Origin of the sequence: Azospirillum sp. Sh1 (assembly GCF_008365135.1) — a bacterium.
GTDB classification, from domain to species: domain Bacteria; phylum Pseudomonadota; class Alphaproteobacteria; order Azospirillales; family Azospirillaceae; genus Azospirillum; species Azospirillum oryzae.
In genome coordinates this window covers 124,642-142,054 of sequence record NZ_VTTK01000006.1, presented here as the reverse complement: position 1 = coordinate 142,054, position 17,413 = coordinate 124,642, and the positions used below count along the sequence as shown (strand labels likewise).

Below are 17,413 nucleotides of genomic sequence, written 5' to 3'. Positions count from 1 at the left end.
CCTGGTTGACTCAATCCGGTTGCCTGAGCAGCGTTGGTTTGTCCCTTGCAGCGCCAGGGTGAGTGAATCCATGTCCCAAGGCATCCGAGTTCACGTCTGGGGTGAGCGCGCCCTGTTTTCGCGTCCGGAGATGAAGGCGGAACGCGTGTCCTACGACGTCATCACCCCGTCCGCCGCACGCGGGGTGCTGGAGGCGATCCATTGGAAGCCGGCGATCCGCTGGGTCATCGACCGCATCCATGTGCTGAAGCCGATCCGCTTCGACACCATCCGGCGTAACGAGGTGGGGTCCAAGGCATCCTACGCCACCGCGCGCCAGGGCATGGCGGGCGGCGCGGCTCCGGCGCTCTACGCCGAGGAGGAACGGCAGCAGCGGGCCAGCGTCCTGCTGCGCAATGTCAGCTATGTCATCGATGCGCATTTCGAAATGACGGCCAAGGCAGGCGCGGCGGACAATCCCGGCAAGCATGCGGAGATGGCCCGCCGCCGGATCGCGCGCGGCCAATGTGTCTGGCAGCCCTGCCTGGGCTGCCGCGAGTTCCCCGCCTGGTTCGCACCGGTCGATGGCATGCCCGAAATCGCGGAAGAGCTGCGCGGCACGCGCGACTTGGGCTGGATGCTGCACGACATCGAACATGACGAAAGTTCATCGATCACTGGTCAGCACCGCTGCACGGATCAATGTGTCCCGCATTTTTTCCGCGCCACCATGGTGGACGGGGTGATCGAGGTGCCGCCGCTTCCCCGTTCTGGGGGTGGGCGATGATCATCACCGAGCTGTTCCGCTATTACGAGCGGCTGCGCGATGCCGGCGATCTGCCGCCTTACGGCTTCTCCACCGAGAAGGTCACGGGCTGCGTCGTGCTGCATCCCGACGGCGGCGTCCTCACCGTCGAAGACATGCGGCAGGACGTCGCCGCCGGCAAGAAGATGGTGAAGCGGCCCCTGCTGATCGACGCGCCGCAGCCGCCGCGCCGGACGGTCGCGATCCTGCCCGGCTTCCTGTGCGATTCCGCCGCCTATCTGTTCGGCGTGGCGGAGAGAGACAAGCAGGCGCGGGCGCTGGACCAGTTCGCCGCATCCCGTGTGCGGCACGAGGCGGTGCTGGCGGGAATAAATCACCCTGCCGCCCGCGCCGTGTTGGACTTTTTCCGCAGTTGGGAACCGGGGCGGATGCCGCCCGTGTCGGACCCGGAGATCCTGTCGGGCTGGCTGGTCTTCCGCCAGCGCAATGACGAGGATTTCATCCACGATCTGCCGGAGATCCGCGCCGCCTGGGAACGGACCCTGCTGGCGGAGGAGGAGGGGGCCGCAGTCGGTCAGTGCCTCGCCACCGGGGAGGAGGGGCAGCCCATCGCCCGCATCCACCCCGCGGTGAAGGGTGTGCCGGGCGCCCAGACCGCCGGGGCGGCGCTGGTCTCTTTCAACGACGACGCCTATACCTCCTACGGCAAGACGCAGAACTTCAACGCCCCGATGTCCACGCGGGCGGCGCACGGCTATACGGCGGTGCTGAACCATCTGCTGGCCCAGCGGGGCGAACGGCACATCGTCATCGGCGAGGTCTCCGTCCTGTACTGGACCGACCGGCCCACCCGGTTCGAGAAGGATGTCGGCCTCGTCTTCGGCCGGCCGGAGGAGCGGGCGGAAGACAAGGATCTGGCCCGCGAGATCGGGGCGGCGCTCGACCGGCTGGCGAAGGGCCGCGACGGGCTGTTTTCGGAGGAGGTCGGGGCGCGCTTCTTCGTGCTCGGCCTGTCGGGCAACGCCGCGCGGCTGGCGGTGCGCTTCTGGGTGGCCGACGGGCTGGGCGCGATGGCCGACCGGCTGGCCCAGCATTTCCGCGACCTCGACCTGATCACCCAATGGGACAACCAGCCCCGCCGCCCCACCGTCTGGGCGTTGGCCAACGAGACCAAGGCCAAGTACCGCCGCGACGGCGACCATGCCCGCCCCGACCCGAACGACAAGGGCTTGGCCAAGCTGCAGGGCGACCTGCTGCGCGCGGTATTGGGCGGCGGGGCGTATCCGGCCAGCCTGCTGGCCGTCCTGCTCGACCGCATCCGCGCCGACCACACGATCAACCACCCGCGCATGGCGCTGCTGAAGGCGGTGCTGGTGCGCCGCCGGCGGCTTGCCGGCCTTGGGCAAGAGGGGGACAGCCTCGTGAGCCTCGATCCGAACCGCACCGACCCCGGCTATCGGCTTGGCCGCCTGTTCGCGGTGCTGGAACGCATCCAGCAGGCCGCCGCCGACGGGCGCGACCTGAACGCCACCATCCGCGACAAGCACATCGGCGCCGCGTCCTCCACGCCGCGCGCCGCCTTCCCCTTCCTGTTGGAACTGGCGCAGAAGCACCTGAAGAAGGTGCGCGGGACCAAGGGCGGCCTCGCCCGCGTGCTGGACGCGGCGCTGCAGGACATCCAGGGACCGCTGACCGGCTTTCCGGCGACGCTGGACCTGGAACAGCGCGGGCTGTTCTTCCTCGGCTATTACCACGAGCGCGCCGACCGCAAGACCGGCAAGGGCGCCGCAGCCGACCCCAATTCCGCTGATTCCGATACTGCCGACATCGAAGACGACACGCCGGTCGTCACCATCCCCATCCCGGAGTGAGCCGCCATGGGCATCCACGAATCCCGCATCGAGTTCGTCTATCTGTTCGACGTGCGCAACGGCAACCCGAACGGCGATCCGGACGCCGGCAACATGCCGCGCCTGGACCCGGAGACCGGGCACGGGCTGGTCACCGATGTGTGCCTGAAGCGCAAGATCCGCAATTTCATCGAACTGACCCGCGGCGGCGAAGCGGGGTACGAGATCTACGTCCGCGAAAAGGCGGTGCTGAACCAGCAGCATGCCCGCGCCTATGAAGCCACCGGGATCAAGTCCGATTCCAAGAAACTGCCGAAGGGCGAAGGCGCCGCCGCGGTGACGGGGTGGATGTGCCGGAATTTCTTCGACATCCGTACCTTCGGCGCGGTGATGACGACGGACACCAATTGCGGGCAGGTGCGCGGCCCGGTGCAGCTGACCTTCGCGGAGAGCATCGACGCCGTCGTCCCGACCGAGGTCGCCGTCACCCGCATGGCGGTGACGACGGAGGCCGAGGCCGAGAAGCAGCATGGCGACAACCGCACCATGGGCCGCAAATACATCGTGCCCTATGGGCTGTATGCGGCGCGCGGCTTCATCTCTCCGCATCTGGCGAAGCAGACCGGCTTTTCCGATGCCGATCTGGAGGCGCTCTTCCAGGCGCTGCTGCTGATGTTCGACCATGACCGCTCCGCCGCGCGCGGCGAGATGGCGGCGCGCCGGCTGGTGGTGTTCCGCCACCGCTCCCCCCTGGGCGAGGCGCCGGCGCACACGCTGCTGGACCGGGTGAAGGTTCAGCTGAAGGACGGCATCACCGCCCCCCGCCGGTTCGACGACTACACCGTCACCATCGCGCGCGACGGCCTGCCCGAGGGCGTCGAGATCGAGGAGCGGCTGTAAGGGATGGCGGCGCCGGCCCCCGCTGCGGACGCCGACTCCGCCCTGGTGCCGTTGTCGGCCCTTCAGCATCTGGTCTTCTGCCCGCGCCAATGCGCGCTGATCCATCTGGAGGGCGCCTGGGCCGAGAATCTGCTGACCGCCGAGGGCCGCGTGCTGCACGAACGGGTGGACGAGGCCCCCGGAGAGACCCGGCGCGGGGTGCGCATCGCCCGCGGCGTGGCTTTGCGCAGCCTGCGGCTGGGGCTGGTCGGCAAGGCGGACGTGGTGGAGTTCCGCGCCCGCCGCTCCGGTTCGCCGCAGCCCTATCCGGTCGAGTACAAGCGCGGCAAGCCCAAGCCGCACGACGCCGACCGCGTGCAGCTGTGCGCCCAGGCGCTGTGCCTGGAAGAGATGCTGGGCATTCCGGTGCCGCGCGGCGCCCTGTTCTATGGCGAACCGCGCCGGCGTCAGGAGGTCGCCTTCGACGACGCCCTGCGTGCCCGGACGGAGGAGGCGGCGAAGGCGGTGCACGCCCTGCTGGACAGTGGGGAGACGCCGCCGCCGGAACCGGGGGCGAAGTGCCGCTCCTGTTCTCTGGAAGCCTTCTGCCTGCCGAAGACGTCCGCCGGACGCTCCGCCGCCGGCTGGCTGGCCCGGGCCCTTCGGGAGGATGATCAACCGTGAAGCGCCTGCTCAACACGCTCTACGTCACCACGCCCGGCAGCTACCTGTCGAAGGAGGGCGAAGCCATCGAGGTGCGGCGCGAGGACGGCGCGCGCACGCTGGTGCCGCTGCTGGCGCTGGAAGGGGTGGTGGCGTTCGGCGCTGTCGGCGCCAGCCCCTACATCCTTGGCCATTGCGCCGAACAGGGTGTCTCCGTCGGGTTCCTGACCGAGAACGGCCGCTTCCTGGCCAGGGTCGAGGGGCCGGTGTCCGGCAATGTCCTGCTGCGCCGCGCCCAGTACCGGGCCGCCGACGATCCGCCGCGCGCCGCCGCGGTCACCCGCAACATGCTGGCCGGCAAGCTCGCCAACCAACGCACCGTCCTGCGCCGCCACCGCCGCGACCATGACGATCCCGGCGGGGCGCTGGCGGTCGCGGAGGATGGGCTGAGCCGCGCGCTGACGCAACTCGACCGACCACGGGATCCGGCGGGCGCCCCGGTGGGGGAGGTGGACCGCTTGCGCGGGGTCGAGGGGGATGCCGCTGCCTGCTACTTCGCGGCATTCGGCGTCATGATCCGGCGCGACGGAGAGGAGTGGCGCATCCGGGGGCGCAGCCGCCGGCCGCCGCTGGATCGGGTGAACTGCCTGCTATCCTTCGTCTATACGCTGCTGACGCACGACGTGCGCGGTGCGCTGGAGACGGTGGGGCTGGATCCCCAGGTGGGCTTCCTGCACGCCGACCGGCCCGGCCGCCCGTCGCTGGCACTCGATCTGGTGGAGGAGTTCCGCGCACCCTTCGCCGACCGGCTGGTGCTGACGCTGATCAACCGGCAGGAACTGTCACCGGAGGATTTCGAGTTGGGGGAGACCGGTGCGGTGACCCTGACCGGCGACGCGCGCAAGGCGGTTCTGGTCGCCTACCAGAAGCGCAAGAAGGAGGAGCTGACCCATCCGTTCCTGAACGAAAAGCTGCCGTTCGGGCTGATGTGGCATGCCCAGGCGCGGCTGCTGGCGCGGCATCTGCGGGGCGACCTCGACGCCTATCCGCCATTCCTGTGGAAGTGAGCGGCGACCGTGCTCGTGCTGGTTTGCTATGACGTATCCACCGAAACTCCGGCAGGCCGGCGGCGCCTGCGCCGTGTGGCGAGGGCATGCCAGGACCATGGTGTGCGCGTTCAGTTCTCGGTGTTCGAATGCATGGTCGATCCGGCACAATGGACGGCACTCCGCGCGCGTCTGCTGGACCTGATCGATCCGAAGACCGACAGCCTTCGCTTCTATCTGCTGGGTTCGTCGGCACGGCACAAGGTGGAGCATGTCGGCAGCCGCCCGCCCACCGACCTGGACGAACCCCTGATATTGTGACTCGCCCGGCTGTTGCGCGAACCCCAAGCGACCACGAATCCCCTGGAAGGTTCGCGCGCTCGTCTATTCCTTGAAACCGGACGAACTTTTGCGGAGCCGGCCTGTGAACTCCGGTCGGCAGATGAGAATTTGCCCAAGGTTCGCGGAACCACACCTATTTTCGGCGACCGGCCAGCCGGTTATGCTGGAGCCGTCGCCCTCCGTGCGGGGGCGTGGATTGAAACCGCATGGAAGGGGCACAGTGCCTTGTGCTCGTGAGTCGCCCTCCGTGCGGGGGCGTGGATTGAAACTCGTTTTGCCGAGTGTATTTTTGGGGGCTTCGTCGTCGCCCTCCGTGCGGGGGCGTGGATTGAAACTCTTGCAAAAATGGTCGGCGATGGGGTCTTCTGTTGTCGCCCTCCGTGCGGGGGCGTGGATTGAAACCGCCCTATGACCGGCTGTATGCTGCCCGCCTCGCGTCGCCCTCCGTGCGGGGGCGTGGATTGAAACCGGCAGGCGCTGATCTGGCTGCGGATCGACGGCGTCGCCCTCCGTGCGGGGGCGTGGATTGAAACCTGCCAGCCCATGGTCTTACTCCGCAGCTTGTTGTCGCCCTCCGTGCGGGGGCGTGGATTGAAACTCTCCAATGGCAATGGGGCGGCTGACGAACCAGCAGTCGCCCTCCGTGCGGGGGCGTGGATTGAAACTTTCAAGAGGCGCCTCCCGGCCGGGGCCGCAAATGTCGCCCTCCGTGCGGGGGCGTGGATTGAAACCATGTCCGCGAGCGGCACTTTGGCGGCGATGACCGTCGCCCTCCGTGCGGGGGCGTGGATTGAAACGCCCTGATGCTGGAGCGCGAAGGACCGTCGCTGGTCGCCCTCCGTGCGGGGGCGTGGATTGAAACCGTCGTCGGGACGCGGGTCCATGGCGGGGCGGGGGTCGCCCTCCGTGCGGGGGCGTGGATTGAAACGGGCTGGAGCTGAAGGCTCCGAAGGGGCGCGTGCGTCGCCCTCCGTGCGGGGGCGTGGATTGAAACCCGGCGGAAGCCAACGCCCGCCTGATCGCCGCTGGTCGCCCTCCGTGCGGGGGCGTGGATTGAAACTTGGCCTCCGTCAGCGCCTCATGCTTATCCAGCAGGTCGCCCTCCGTGCGGGGGCGTGGATTGAAACCGCAAGGAGAACGCCGGCCCCACCATCACGGCGGGTCGCCCTCCGTGCGGGGGCGTGGATTGAAACCCACGAAGGCCAAGCCCATGAAGCCTACGAGGCGCGTCGCCCTCCGTGCGGGGGCGTGGATTGAAACAACCTCCAACTGGCGCGCCCACGCGATCATTTCGTCGTCGCCCTCCGTGCGGGGGCGTGGATTGAAACTTGCGGAACAGGGCCGGTATCGTGGTGGTCTTGTGTCGCCCTCCGTGCGGGGGCGTGGATTGAAACAGCGCCGAGGTGAACAGGCTGTGGCCACCGGGACGGTCGCCCTCCGTGCGGGGGCGTGGATTGAAACATCACCAAGCACGGCGGGAAGGATGCGCTGGCGGCAGTCGCCCTCCGTGCGGGGGCGTGGATTGAAACTGAGCCGACGGGGTGACGCCTTCGACCAGCGGCGTGTCGCCCTCCGTGCGGGGGCGTGGATTGAAACTGCTCGGCCGTCAGCCCGCCGTCGGGCGACGGGGGTCGCCCTCCGTGCGGGGGCGTGGATTGAAACCCCCTCCCGCCGCGTTCCGCCCCGCCGCGAGAGTCGCCCTCCGTGCGGGGGCGTGGATTGAAACTGCGGTGCGGACGGCGGTGCGCGTTGCAGTTACTGTCGCCCTCCGTGCGGGGGCGTGGATTGAAACTGGCTGGTGCTGACGCCAAGACGGCGTTCGAACAGTCGCCCTCCGTGCGGGGGCGTGGATTGAAACACGCCGGGGAAGTCGACTCGGACCATCACATATTGTCGCCCTCCGTGCGGGGGCGTGGATTGAAACTTCGGCAGGGTGCCGAGGATGCGATCCGGCGGGCGTCGCCCTCCGTGCGGGGGCGTGGATTGAAACACCGCAGTCTCCACCCGCACCATCCTGGGGGCCGGTCGCCCTCCGTGCGGGGGCGTGGATTGAAACTGACCCGGCCCAGACCACATCACGTCAAACCATGCGGTCGCCCTCCGTGCGGGGGCGTGGATTGAAACGCCGCCACCGCCTCGATCTTCGGCGAGCGGGGGCGTGGATTGAAACATGTTGGAGTCAAGCCACTGCCGGTGAGCGCTGTCGCCCTCCGTGCGGGGGCGTGGATTGAAACGTGCGCCACGTCGGCTCGAGCGGTGAAGGGGTCAAGTCGCCCTCCGTGCGGGGGCGTGGATTGAAACTCCCGGTTCCCGGAGGTCTTCCCCGGCGTCGCTTGGTCGCCCTCCGTGCGGGGGCGTGGATTGAAACATGCCCTTCAGCAGGTCGAGCGCGGCCTGTTCACGGAGATTGGCCAATCTCCGCGTCGGCTTGCCGTTGCTTGTGTCATGCCTCGGGGCAGGCGAATACCAAGCACAGGCAAGATCGGTTCAACGGTCGTCCGCTTCATGACCCGGTGCCTGCGGGCGCCGAAGGGCCGGCCGGGGCCGTGGATCCCGGTCCGCCCAGCCCGGTCAGCAGATGTTCGATGAAGCTGCGCACCTTCGGCGAGACATGGCGGGTCGCCGGATAAACGGCATGGATGGCCTCGTCCGTCACCTCCAGGTCCGTCAGGACCGGGATCAGGCGGCCGGCGCGGATGTCGTCCTCCACGATGAAGTCGGCCAGCCGTGCCAGCCCCAGCCCGCCCACCGCGGCATGGCGCAGCAGCCAAAGGCTGTCGGTCTGGAAGCCGCCGGCCGGACGCAGGATTTCGCGCCGGTCGCCGACCAGGAACTCCCACTCCGTCCGGCCGGAGCCCGACAGCAGCGTCAGGCAATCGTGGCGGGAGAGGTCGGACGGCGACTGCGGCACGCCTCGGCGCTCCAGATAGTCCGGGCTGGCCACCACATGGCGGCGCAGCGGCCGCAGGCGGCGGGCGATCAGGGAGGAATCGGCCAGCCGCCCGGCGCGGATCGCCAGATCGAACCCGTCGTCGATCAGCCGCTGCACGCGGTCGCTCAGGCTGGCCTCCAGCGACACGCCGGGGTAGCGGCGCAGGTATGAGGGCAGCAGCGGCGCCACCCGCATCTGCCCGAACATCACCGGCATGGTGACGCGCAGGGTGCCGCGCGGCTCCTCGCCCATCTCGGTCAGCGACTGTTCGGCCTCGTCCAGCGCCGCCAGGATGGCGCGGGCCCGCAGGCAGAAAGTGGCGCCGGCATCGGTCAGCGCGATCCGCCGCGTCGTGCGCGCCAGCAGACGGGTGCCCAGCCTGTTCTCCATCTGGGCGATCCGCCGGCTGATCGCCGACGCGGACAGCCCGAGGCTCTCCGCCGCCGCCGACAGGCTGCCGCAATCCACCACCTCCACCAGCACCGTCAGATCGTCCAGCCGGTCCATGCCGTCCTCTCCATATCCCGATCAGCCCGATCGGATCGGGCGCATTCTTGCGTTCTGTGCAAAGATATTGTGCGTGTCCCCCTATGTTTCACAAGTCCGGCTTTTGCCAGGATCGGCTCAACGGACACGCCGACATGGAATTGCCCGATGCGTCTTCAACGCCAACTCCGCACCATCCGGGCGCAGGCCGGAAAGTCCCTGCCGCCGGGGGTGCTGGCGATGATGGACCGGGTGATCGCCGACCTGAAGGCGCGCGGGGTCGAATTGGGGGCGCTGCGCCCCGGACTCCAGGCCCCCGACTTCGCCTTGCCCAACCAGCTCGGCCGGACCGTATCGTTATACGAGACGCTGGAGCGGGGGCCGGTCGTCCTGCTGTTCTACCGCGGCGAATGGTGTCCTTATTGTTGCGCCCAGCTCAGGGCCATGCAGATGGCGCTGCCGCAGCTGACCGCCGGCGGCGCCCGGCTGGTCGCGGTGTCGCCCGAACTGCCCGACCACAGCCTGACGCTGGCGGAGCGCAACGCGCTCGACTTCGACATCCTGTCCGACAGCGGAGCGGTGGTGGCGCGCAGCTATGGCCTCGTCTTCCGCGTGCCGGACGAGCTGCGCGACCTCTACCGCGACCGCGGCCTCGACCTCAACGCCCGCCAGGGCCGCCCGCCCGGGGAGCCCTGGCAGCTGCCGATCCCGGCGACCTACCTGTTGTCGCCCAGCGGCGTCGTCCGCTTTGCCGCCATCGACGCCGACTTCACCCAACGCCCGGAGCCGCAGGCGCTCGTCGACCTGCTGCACGACCGCGTGCCGGCATCCTGACCGATGCCGGCCATTCCACGCAACCGGCCATCCCCCACAGCCGGCCCATCCATGCAGAGAGGAATCCGTCCATGACCGCCACCAAGACCGCCGCCAAGACCCTGGCCCTGCTCCCCATCGCCGGCGCGCTGGCCGGGGCGCTGACCCTGATGGCCGGCCCGGCCGCGGCGCAGTCCAACATGGAAAAATGCTATGGCATCGCCAAGCCGGGCGAGAATGGCTGCGCCCACGCCAAGGGCCTGCATTCCTGCGCCGGCAACACCAGCCTGACCTATGACGGCGGCGACTGGAAGCTGGTCAAGGCCGGTACCTGTGCGACGGAAATGGGATCGCTGAAGCCGTTCGACGGCGCCAACCCGAAGAAGAAGGGCTGAGGCGATGGTCGCGGCGGTGTCCTCCACGCTCCCCCGGCTGGTGCCGGTCGCCGCCGGCATCGGCCTGCGCGAGCCGCACCGGGAGGCATTCGTCGCGGCCGGTTCTCCGATCCCCTGGGTCGAGATCCATCCGGAGAATTACCTGGTTCCGGGCGGGCCGCGTCTGGCCGGCATCCTGCGGGTCCGACGCGACCGGCCGGTCAGCTGCCACGGCGTCGGCCTGTCGCTGGGCAGCGCCGGCGGTCTCGACCCCGACCACCTGATGCGGCTGCGCGCGCTCTACGACCGGCTGGAACCGGGGCTGATCTCCGAACATTTGTCCTGGAGCGTCACGGACGCCACCTACCTCAACGATCTGCTGCCGCTGCCCTATACCGAGGACAGCCTGGACCGGGTCCGCCGCAACGTCGACCATGCCCAGGACGTTTTCGGCCGGCGCATCCTGGTCGAGAATCCGGCGGCCTGCATCGCCTTCGCCGACAGCACCATTCCCGAAGCCGAATTCCTGGCGGAACTGGCCGCCCGTACCGGCTGCGGCCTGCTGCTGGACGTCAACAACCTCTACGTCTCGTCGGTCAATCTCGGCTTCGACCGGTCGGCGTGGCTCGACGCCATCCCGGCGGACGCGGTCGGCGAACTGCATCTGGCCGGTCATGCCCGCATGACCATCGGTGGCGAGGAACTGCTGGTCGACGACCATGGCAGCGCCGTCGGCGCCGCCGTGATGGCTCTCTATGCCGACGTGCTGGAGCGCATCGGCCCACGGCCGGTGCTGATCGAATGGGACAACGACCTGCCGCCGCTCGACGACCTGCTGGACGAGGCGGGCAGGGCGCAACGGCTGCTCGATGCGACGATGCAGAAGCTGAAAATGCCGGAGGTCCATTGTGCCGGCTGACGTGAAATTGGCGGGACTACAGCGCGACTTTGCCGCTTTTCTGCTGCAGGGCGATCCGACCGTTGCCGGGGCGCTGCGGCCGGACCTGCCGGCCGGGCGGCTGGCGGTCTACCGCAACACGGTGATGGGATCGCTGGCCGCCGTCCTTGGCCATGCCCATCCCACCCTGTGCCGCGCCCTGGGGGAGGAGCGTTTCACCGCGCTCGCCTGCCGGTTCGCGGCGGAGGCGCCGCCACGCCTGCCGATGCTGTGGAGCTATGGCGCCGGCTTCGCCGACTGGCTGGACGGCCTGGACGCGGCCGGCGGCAGTCAAGCCTGGGTGCCTGACCTCGCCCGGCTCGACTGGGCGATGCACGAGGCGCTGTTCGCCGCCGATGCCGAACCGCTCGACCTCGCCCGGCTCGCAGCCATCCCGCCGGTACAGGCAGGATCCCTGCGGCTGGTTCCGCACCCCTCGCTCCGGCTGGTGCGGTCGGGCTGGAACATCCATGCGCTGTGGAAGGACGGCGGCGCCATCCCGCTGCCGAAGCCGGAAGCGGTTCTGGTCGGCCGCAGTCCTGTGGACGAGGACGTCGACGCCACGGGCGGTGCCCCGGGCGGCGAGGTGCGCTGCGCCCGCCTGACCGCGGCCGACGGAGCGCTCGCGTGCCGGCTGCTGGCCGGCGCCACCCTGGATGAGGCGGCCGGGGATGAGGCCTCTGCCGGCGCCGACCTGCAATCCCTGCTGGCGCTTCTGCTGCAAAACCGCTTGCTGGCCGGCTTCGCGCTGGACCGGCCGCCTTCCTTCACCCGACCTGAAGGGATCGACCCATGACGTCGTCGCCGTTGCCGCGGTCATCGTCCGCAAGGTTCGGGCAGCCCCCCATCCGGTTCGGCCGCTTGCCGGAGATCCGCGACCACGTCGCCGGATGGCTCGACCGCCATGCCGTACCGCTGTTCGACCTTGCGGTCCGGCTGACGATGGCGCCGATCTTCTTCCGCTCCGGCCTGCAGAAGATCGGCGACTGGCAGGCGACGCTCTTCCTGTTCCAGGAGGAATACCGGGTGCCGCTGCTGCCGGCGGACGTCGCCGCGCTGCTGGCCGCCGCCACCGAGCTGACCATGCCGGTCCTGCTGGTGCTGGGTCTGGCGACACGGCTGGCGGCGGTGCCGCTGCTGGCGATGGCGCTGGTGATCCAGTTCGTGCTGGGGGCCGAAAACCCGGCCTTCAACAACCCGCAGCATTACTTCTGGATGCTGCTGCTCACCGGTCTGATCCTGCGTGGCGGCGGACGGCTGTCGCTCGACCACTGGTTCCTACGTTTCAGCCGCCGGAATGGAGACCGCCCATGACCATCACGCATCCCGCCACTCCCGAAACCCACGGACATCGGCGGATCGCCCAGCTCGGCTGGCTTCTCTCGTCCGGGCTGGTCGCCGTGCTGCTGCTGGTCCTGGCGGTCAGCATCGTCACCGTGCAGGGCATCCGGCAGGTGGACGAGCGCTGGAACGCCTACGACCTGGGGGCCGCGGCCAAGGCCGACGCCCTGTCCGACCTGCGCGGGGCGTTGGGGTTCGGTGGGGTGATCCACCGGTTCGGCGACTTTCTGCTGACCGCCGATCCGGCCCGTGCCGCCGAGATGCGCCAGAGCCTGAAATCCGCCGCCGCCAATCTGGAGGTCTACCGCTATGCCGGCGAACTGACCACGGCCGAGGGGGCGGCGCTCGACACCATCGCCGCGGCGCTGGCACAGCTGGAGGCCAAGCTGACGGAGGCGGAAGCCGCGGTGGCGGTTCACACCCCGCTCGACCGGCTGGCCCGCACCGCCGCACTCGACACCGCGCCGGCGGTGGCCGCCATGCGGACGCTGAACGGCGAACTGACGCGGGCGCGTGCCGCTCTTGGCGAAGCCAACCGCCAGGGCATCGCCGCCCTGAACGGCACGGTGCTGACCGGCGGCGGCGTGGCGCTGGTGCTGTTGGTCGCCATCGCCGGGTTGTTCCTGTGGTTCACCCATCGCCGCATCGTCCATCCCCTGGCCCGGCTGGCCGCCTATATGGAACGGCTGGCCGGCGGCGATCTGGAGAGTGCCGTGCCGTCGGTCGGCCACCGCGACGAGATCGGCGCCATGGCCGGCACCGTCGGGGTGTTCCGCGACGGGCTGGTCCGGCTGCGTGCAGCGGGCGAACGTGAACGCGCCGAAGCCGAACAGGCGCGCAGGCGCCAGGAGGAACTGGAACGCAACCTCCGCTCCTTCGAAGCGGAGATCGGCGCGCTGGCCGCCGCCCTTGCCGGCCGGGCCGGCACCCTGCACCACACCGGGCAGGAACTGGCGCAATCCTCCAGCCGGACCATCGGCGGCACGCAGGAGGTCTCGGCCGCTGCCGCCCGCACCGCCGGAACCGTCCAGGCGGTTGCCGCCGCCACCGAGGAACTGTCGGCCTCAATCGCCGAGATCGGGCAGCGGGTGCGCGGTTCGGTCGCCATGACCACGGCGGCGGTCGAACAGGCCGACCGCTCGTCGGCCACCGTCGCCAGCCTGGCGGAAGCGGTGCAGCGGATCGGCGAGGTGGTCGGGCTGATCAACGCCATCGCCAGCCAGACCAACCTGCTGGCGCTGAACGCCACCATCGAGGCCGCCCGCGCCGGCGAGGCGGGGAAGGGCTTCGCCGTGGTGGCGCAGGAGGTGAAGAACCTCGCCAACCAGACCGCGCGGGCGACCGAGGACATCACCCAGCAGATCGCGACCATCCGCAGTGCCACCGACGGCGCGGTCGGCGCCATCCAGGGAATCGGCGGCAGCCTGGAGCAGGTCTGCCGCATGGCGCAGGAGATCGCCGACGCCGTCACCCAGCAGGACGAGGCGACACGCGAGATCGCCCGCAACATCCAGGAGACCGCCGGCACCGCCGGTGCGGTCAGCGCAGCGATTTCCGAGGTTGCACAGGCCGCCGAACAGGCCGGCGCGGTTGCGGAAAGCATGTTCTCCGCCGCACAATCGCTCGGCAGCGAGACCAGGCGGCTGGAAGGCGCGGCGCACAGCTTCTCGAAGGCGTTGCGCGCGTGATTCCCGCGGGGTCGGGGGAAGAGGGAAGGGCGGCGTGAGCGACATCGTCAGCGAGGACGCCGGGACCGGCGAAGATTCCGGGGCCATCTCCGGCCGGTTGACCCGGGCCGCATCCGGACCGGTCGCCGGTTCGGGCCGCCGGACCCTGACCATCGCGCGCTCGGCGCTGCTTCTGGCGGCGGCGCTGGTCGTCTGTCTGGCGGTGATGCTGGCGGTCGGGCTGCAATTGATGCAGGGCATGGGTGCGGTCGCCGAGGGCTGGCGCGACTACGACCTGCAGGCTGCCACCAAATCCGATGCGCTTTCGGAACTGCGCGGGCATCTCGGCCTCGGCGGCGTCATCGACCGTTACCGCGAGGGGGCGGAGAGCGGCGCCGCCGACCATGCGGCACTGGACCGGGCGCTCGCCCTGTCGCGGGCCAATCTGGAGATCTACCGCGACATCGTCACCCCCAGCGAGAACGAGGCGCGGGCCATCGCCGCCATCGCCGCCTTCCTCGACGCCATCCAGGTGCAGATGGAGGACCCGGCGGCGGCTATCCCGGCGGATGCCTTCGACACCTGCCGCCGCGACGCGGTGAAGGGGCTGGCGGCGCTGAACAGCCATCTGAGCGCGCAGCGCGCCCGTCTGACCGCCGCCACACTGGACGACATCGAAGCCCTGCAGCGGCTGATGGCGGTCGGCGGCGGCGTCATCGCCATTCTGGTTCTGGGGCTGGCCGGCGCCGCGGTGTGGTTCACCCGCAGCCGCATCGTCGGTCCGCTCGGCCGTCTGGTGGAGGATGCCCGCCGGCTGGCCCGCCGCGACCTCGACCGGTCGTTCCAGGGCTGGGGCAAGGCGGGGAGGGTGGATGGCGGTTTCCGCCACGACGAGTTGGGCCTGCTCGGCCGCAGCCTGGAGGACAGCCGGGTCGCCCTGCGCGGCCTGTTCGCCGCCATCGAGGAGAAGGGCCGCCGGCTGGGCGAGAGCGAGCGCCGCTATGCCATGGCCGCCGCCGCCACCAACGACGGCCTGTGGGACTGGGATCTGGACAGCGGCGACCTGTTCCTGTCGCCCCGGCTGCGTCAGATGCTCCATCTTCCGGCCGCCGCCGGCGAACCCGGCCTTGCGGCCTTGCTGTCCCACATCCATCCCGACGACCGGCACGCCGTGCTCTCGGCGATCCGCCAGGGGGAGCAGGGGGCCGACGGCGCCAGTTTCGACGTGGAGTTCCGCGTCCTGCCGCCAGGCATCGGGGAGGAGGGCGGGGGACCGCAGCATGGCACCGGCTGGCTCCATCTGCACGGCATCGTCGCCGCGGGTCCGGACGGCCGGGTGGCGCGGCTGGCCGGTTCCGCAGCAGACATCAGCGACCGCAAATCCTACGAGGCGCGGCTGGTCCATCAGGCCACCCACGATTTCCTGACCGGGCTGCCCAACCGGGCCTTCCTGGTCCGCTGGCTGCACGACCGGCAGGCGGCGCAGGACGGCGAGCGGAGCGACCTGGCGCTGCTGTTCCTCGATCTCGACGGTTTCAAGCTGATCAACGACAGCCTCGGCCATGCCGTCGGCGACCGCGTGCTGGTGGCGACGGCGGAGCGGATCGCCGCCTTGCTGGAACCGGGGGAGTTCGTCGCCCGGCTGGGCGGCGACGAATTCGTCGTGACGGTCCCCGCCGGCCGCGAGGCGGCGATTGCCCGCGCCCAGGCGCTGGAATCCGCGTTCAAAGGCCCGCTCTCTGCCGGCGGCATGGAATTGCGGGTAGGGCTCAGCATCGGTCTGGCGGTCGACGACGGGACCAGCGACGATCCGGACAGCCTGTTGCGTGACGCCGACATCGCGCTCTACCGCGCCAAGGAACATGGCAAGGGGCGCACCGTGCTGTTCGACGCCTCCCTGCGCGAGGCGATCCTGATCCGCAGCCGCCTGGAACGCGATCTGAACCCGGCGCTGGAGGCCGGCGACATCTTCCTGGTTTACCAGCCCATCCTGTCGCTGCCGGACGGACGGCTTGCCGGTTTCGAAGCCCTGGTGCGCTGGCGCCACCCCGACCTCGGCTTCGTCAGCCCGGCGCAATTCATCCCCATCGCCGAGGAGACGGGCCAGATCCTGCCGCTCGGTCGCCATGTTCTGGAACGGGCCGTGGACCAGCTCGCCCGCTGGCGCCGGCTGGCGGGAGGGGCCGCCCTGACCGTCAACGTCAACCTGTCGGCGCGCCAGATGCTGGACGAGCGCCATGTCGACGACATGCTCGCCTTCCTGGCGGCCGGCCGCAGCGAAGGGCTGAAGATCGAGGTGACGGAGAGCATGATTGTCACCGATCACGATCAGGCCCGCGCCATTTTGGAACGTTTCCATGCGCTGGGGGTGGCGCTGTGCATGGACGATTTCGGCACCGGCTATTCCTCGCTGTCGCAGCTAAGCCGCCTGCCCTTCGACGTGCTGAAGATCGACAAGAGCTTCATCAGCGCGCTCGGCTCCGATCCCAGGCAGGAATCGCTGCTGCGCGGCATCGTCGAACTGGCCCACCGCATCGGGCTGGAGGTCGTCGCCGAAGGGATCGAGACCGAGGCGGAGCGCGAGGTCGTCACCCGGGTCGGCTGCGACTATGCCCAGGGCTATCTGTTCGCCCGCCCGCTGTCCGTGGCCGATGCCGAGGCGCTGCTGTCGGCCGCCGGCCCTACTGTGCTTCCGGCGCCATGAGAACGACGGACGGGAAATACGAACGGTAGCGTTTGGCATCGCGGGTCAGCAGCGGCAGCCCGAGCACGGCGGCATGGGCGCCGATGAAGAAATCCGGCAGCACGCCCGAGCGGGCGCCGCCTGCGGTGCGATAGCGGCGAAACGCCTTGCCGGCCAGGAACAAGGCTTCGCGCGGGATCTCCTCCATGGCGATCCCGGCCTCGTCGAGCAGATCGTCGAGGTCTTCGATCCGCTCAAAGCCAACCGACAGTTCGGCATAGACCACGTCGTTGATGATCAGCGGTCCCTTGACGGCGGCACCGTCCAATTGCCGGATGGACCAATCCGCCCACACCGGATCGTTCGTCACCAGATCGAGGAGGACATTGGTGTCGACCAGAGTCATCGGCGGTCAGTCCTCGCCGCGCGTCAACGCCATGATCTGGTCGGTGCTCAGGCCCGCGGTGGCGCGGCCCCGCAGGCGCTCGAACCGGCTCTTCGCCGGAAGCGTTCGGTCCGCCGGTTTCAGAATGACGCGTCCGTCCTCCGCAATCTCGAATTCCACGGCACTGCCGGGCCCGATGCCCAGCCGATCGCGGATGGGCTTGGGAATGGTGACTTGCCCCTTGGTGGTGAGCGTCGTGGCCATGGCCGC

Annotated in this window: 16 protein-coding genes and 1 CRISPR repeat array; of the genes, 13 read left to right on the top strand and 3 right to left on the bottom strand. The window is 69.6% G+C overall.

The annotated features are described in order from the left end of the window. Positions 1-70 precede the first annotated feature (70 nt). From cas5c to cas2, 6 genes are read left to right on the top strand one after another with little or no spacing between them, the layout of a single operon-like run. Entirely contained in the window at positions 71-766 is a 696-nt protein-coding gene (gene cas5c / locus FZ029_RS08875) for a type I-C CRISPR-associated protein Cas5c (protein ID WP_149268977.1), read from the top strand. Further along, on the top strand, positions 763-2,616 hold the full coding sequence (cas8c, locus tag FZ029_RS08870; protein WP_188051875.1) for a type I-C CRISPR-associated protein Cas8c/Csd1: 1,854 nt from the start codon (positions 763-765) through the stop codon (positions 2,614-2,616). The genes cas5c and cas8c overlap by 4 nt, the downstream gene beginning before the upstream one ends. Positions 2,617-2,622: 6 nt before the next feature. Further along, complete coding sequence (cas7c, locus tag FZ029_RS08865) at positions 2,623-3,495, top strand: type I-C CRISPR-associated protein Cas7/Csd2 (protein WP_149268926.1); 873 nt, start codon at positions 2,623-2,625, stop codon at positions 3,493-3,495. 3 nt (positions 3,496-3,498) lie between these two features. Then, complete coding sequence (cas4, locus tag FZ029_RS08860; protein ID WP_149268925.1) at positions 3,499-4,158, top strand: CRISPR-associated protein Cas4; 660 nt, start codon at positions 3,499-3,501, stop codon at positions 4,156-4,158. Then, positions 4,155-5,204, top strand: coding sequence for a type I-C CRISPR-associated endonuclease Cas1c (gene cas1c, locus FZ029_RS08855; RefSeq protein WP_149268924.1), 1,050 nt, complete (start codon positions 4,155-4,157; stop codon positions 5,202-5,204). The genes cas4 and cas1c overlap by 4 nt, the downstream gene beginning before the upstream one ends. A 9-nt stretch (positions 5,205-5,213) precedes the next feature. Continuing rightward, entirely contained in the window at positions 5,214-5,504 is a 291-nt protein-coding gene (gene cas2, locus FZ029_RS08850; protein WP_149268923.1) for a CRISPR-associated endonuclease Cas2, read from the top strand. Positions 5,505-5,696: 192 nt separating this feature from the next. Continuing rightward, positions 5,697-7,649: direct repeats of the CRISPR family, unit length 32 nt; unit sequence GTCGCCCTCCGTGCGGGGGCGTGGATTGAAAC. Positions 7,650-8,028: 379 nt separating this feature from the next. Here cas2 and FZ029_RS08845 read toward each other — a convergent pair. Next, positions 8,029-8,964, bottom strand: coding sequence for a LysR family transcriptional regulator (locus FZ029_RS08845; protein ID WP_149268922.1), 936 nt, complete (start codon positions 8,962-8,964; stop codon positions 8,029-8,031). A 147-nt stretch (positions 8,965-9,111) separates the two neighbouring features. On the opposite strand from FZ029_RS08845, the gene FZ029_RS08840 reads away from it, so the two are divergent. From FZ029_RS08840 to FZ029_RS08810, 7 genes are all read left to right on the top strand, one after another. Continuing rightward, positions 9,112-9,777, top strand: coding sequence for a peroxiredoxin-like family protein (locus FZ029_RS08840; protein ID WP_246457353.1), 666 nt, complete (start codon positions 9,112-9,114; stop codon positions 9,775-9,777). Positions 9,778-9,848: 71 nt separating this feature from the next. Further along, entirely contained in the window at positions 9,849-10,151 is a 303-nt protein-coding gene (locus FZ029_RS08835; protein ID WP_149268921.1) for a DUF2282 domain-containing protein, read from the top strand. 4 nt (positions 10,152-10,155) lie between these two features. Then, positions 10,156-11,049: a DUF692 domain-containing protein gene (locus FZ029_RS08830; protein WP_149268920.1), complete on the top strand. Its 894-nt coding sequence runs from the start codon at positions 10,156-10,158 to the stop codon at positions 11,047-11,049. Continuing rightward, entirely contained in the window at positions 11,039-11,863 is an 825-nt protein-coding gene (locus FZ029_RS08825) for a putative DNA-binding domain-containing protein (RefSeq protein WP_149268919.1), read from the top strand. Before FZ029_RS08830 ends, FZ029_RS08825 begins: the two co-directional genes overlap by 11 nt. Further along, positions 11,860-12,381 (top strand): DoxX family protein, encoded by a 522-nt coding sequence (locus tag FZ029_RS08820; protein ID WP_149268918.1) that lies wholly within the window; start codon positions 11,860-11,862, stop codon positions 12,379-12,381. The genes FZ029_RS08825 and FZ029_RS08820 overlap by 4 nt, the downstream gene beginning before the upstream one ends. Continuing rightward, a complete protein-coding gene (locus FZ029_RS08815; protein ID WP_247892217.1) occupies positions 12,378-14,096 on the top strand; it encodes a HAMP domain-containing methyl-accepting chemotaxis protein in 1,719 nt (572 codons plus the stop codon). The genes FZ029_RS08820 and FZ029_RS08815 overlap by 4 nt, the downstream gene beginning before the upstream one ends. A gap of 34 nt (positions 14,097-14,130) precedes the next feature. Beyond that, positions 14,131-16,779, top strand: a complete 2,649-nt coding sequence (locus tag FZ029_RS08810; RefSeq protein ID WP_149268917.1) for an EAL domain-containing protein — start codon at positions 14,131-14,133, stop codon at positions 16,777-16,779. Here the strand turns inward: FZ029_RS08810 and FZ029_RS08805 are convergent. Together FZ029_RS08805 and FZ029_RS08800 are read right to left on the bottom strand one after the other, a co-directional pair. After that, a complete protein-coding gene (locus FZ029_RS08805; RefSeq protein WP_149199757.1) occupies positions 16,757-17,164 on the bottom strand; it encodes a type II toxin-antitoxin system VapC family toxin in 408 nt (135 codons plus the stop codon). The genes FZ029_RS08810 and FZ029_RS08805 overlap by 23 nt on opposite strands. 6 nt (positions 17,165-17,170) lie before the next feature. Further along, positions 17,171-17,407, bottom strand: a complete 237-nt coding sequence (locus FZ029_RS08800; RefSeq protein WP_149268916.1) for an AbrB/MazE/SpoVT family DNA-binding domain-containing protein — start codon at positions 17,405-17,407, stop codon at positions 17,171-17,173. Positions 17,408-17,413: the final 6 nt, after the last annotated feature.

What these genes read in the sequence shown, in the direction of transcription:
- cas5c (WP_149268977.1), top strand. Translation starts at nt 71, where the DNA reads ATGTCCCAAGGCATCCGAGTTCACGTCTGGGGTGAGCGCGCCCTGTTT.
- cas8c (WP_188051875.1), top strand. Translation starts at nt 763, where the DNA reads ATGATCATCACCGAGCTGTTCCGCTATTACGAGCGGCTGCGCGATGCC.
- cas7c (WP_149268926.1), top strand. Translation starts at nt 2,623, where the DNA reads ATGGGCATCCACGAATCCCGCATCGAGTTCGTCTATCTGTTCGACGTG.
- cas4 (WP_149268925.1), top strand. Translation starts at nt 3,499, where the DNA reads ATGGCGGCGCCGGCCCCCGCTGCGGACGCCGACTCCGCCCTGGTGCCG.
- FZ029_RS08845 (WP_149268922.1), bottom strand. Translation starts at nt 8,964, where the DNA reads ATGGACCGGCTGGACGATCTGACGGTGCTGGTGGAGGTGGTGGATTGC.
- FZ029_RS08840 (WP_246457353.1), top strand. Translation starts at nt 9,112, where the DNA reads ATGCGTCTTCAACGCCAACTCCGCACCATCCGGGCGCAGGCCGGAAAG.
- FZ029_RS08835 (WP_149268921.1), top strand. Translation starts at nt 9,849, where the DNA reads ATGACCGCCACCAAGACCGCCGCCAAGACCCTGGCCCTGCTCCCCATC.
- FZ029_RS08830 (WP_149268920.1), top strand. Translation starts at nt 10,156, where the DNA reads ATGGTCGCGGCGGTGTCCTCCACGCTCCCCCGGCTGGTGCCGGTCGCC.
- FZ029_RS08820 (WP_149268918.1), top strand. Translation starts at nt 11,860, where the DNA reads ATGACGTCGTCGCCGTTGCCGCGGTCATCGTCCGCAAGGTTCGGGCAG.
- FZ029_RS08815 (WP_247892217.1), top strand. Translation starts at nt 12,378, where the DNA reads ATGACCATCACGCATCCCGCCACTCCCGAAACCCACGGACATCGGCGG.
- FZ029_RS08805 (WP_149199757.1), bottom strand. Translation starts at nt 17,164, where the DNA reads ATGACTCTGGTCGACACCAATGTCCTCCTCGATCTGGTGACGAACGAT.
- FZ029_RS08800 (WP_149268916.1), bottom strand. Translation starts at nt 17,407, where the DNA reads ATGGCCACGACGCTCACCACCAAGGGGCAAGTCACCATTCCCAAGCCC.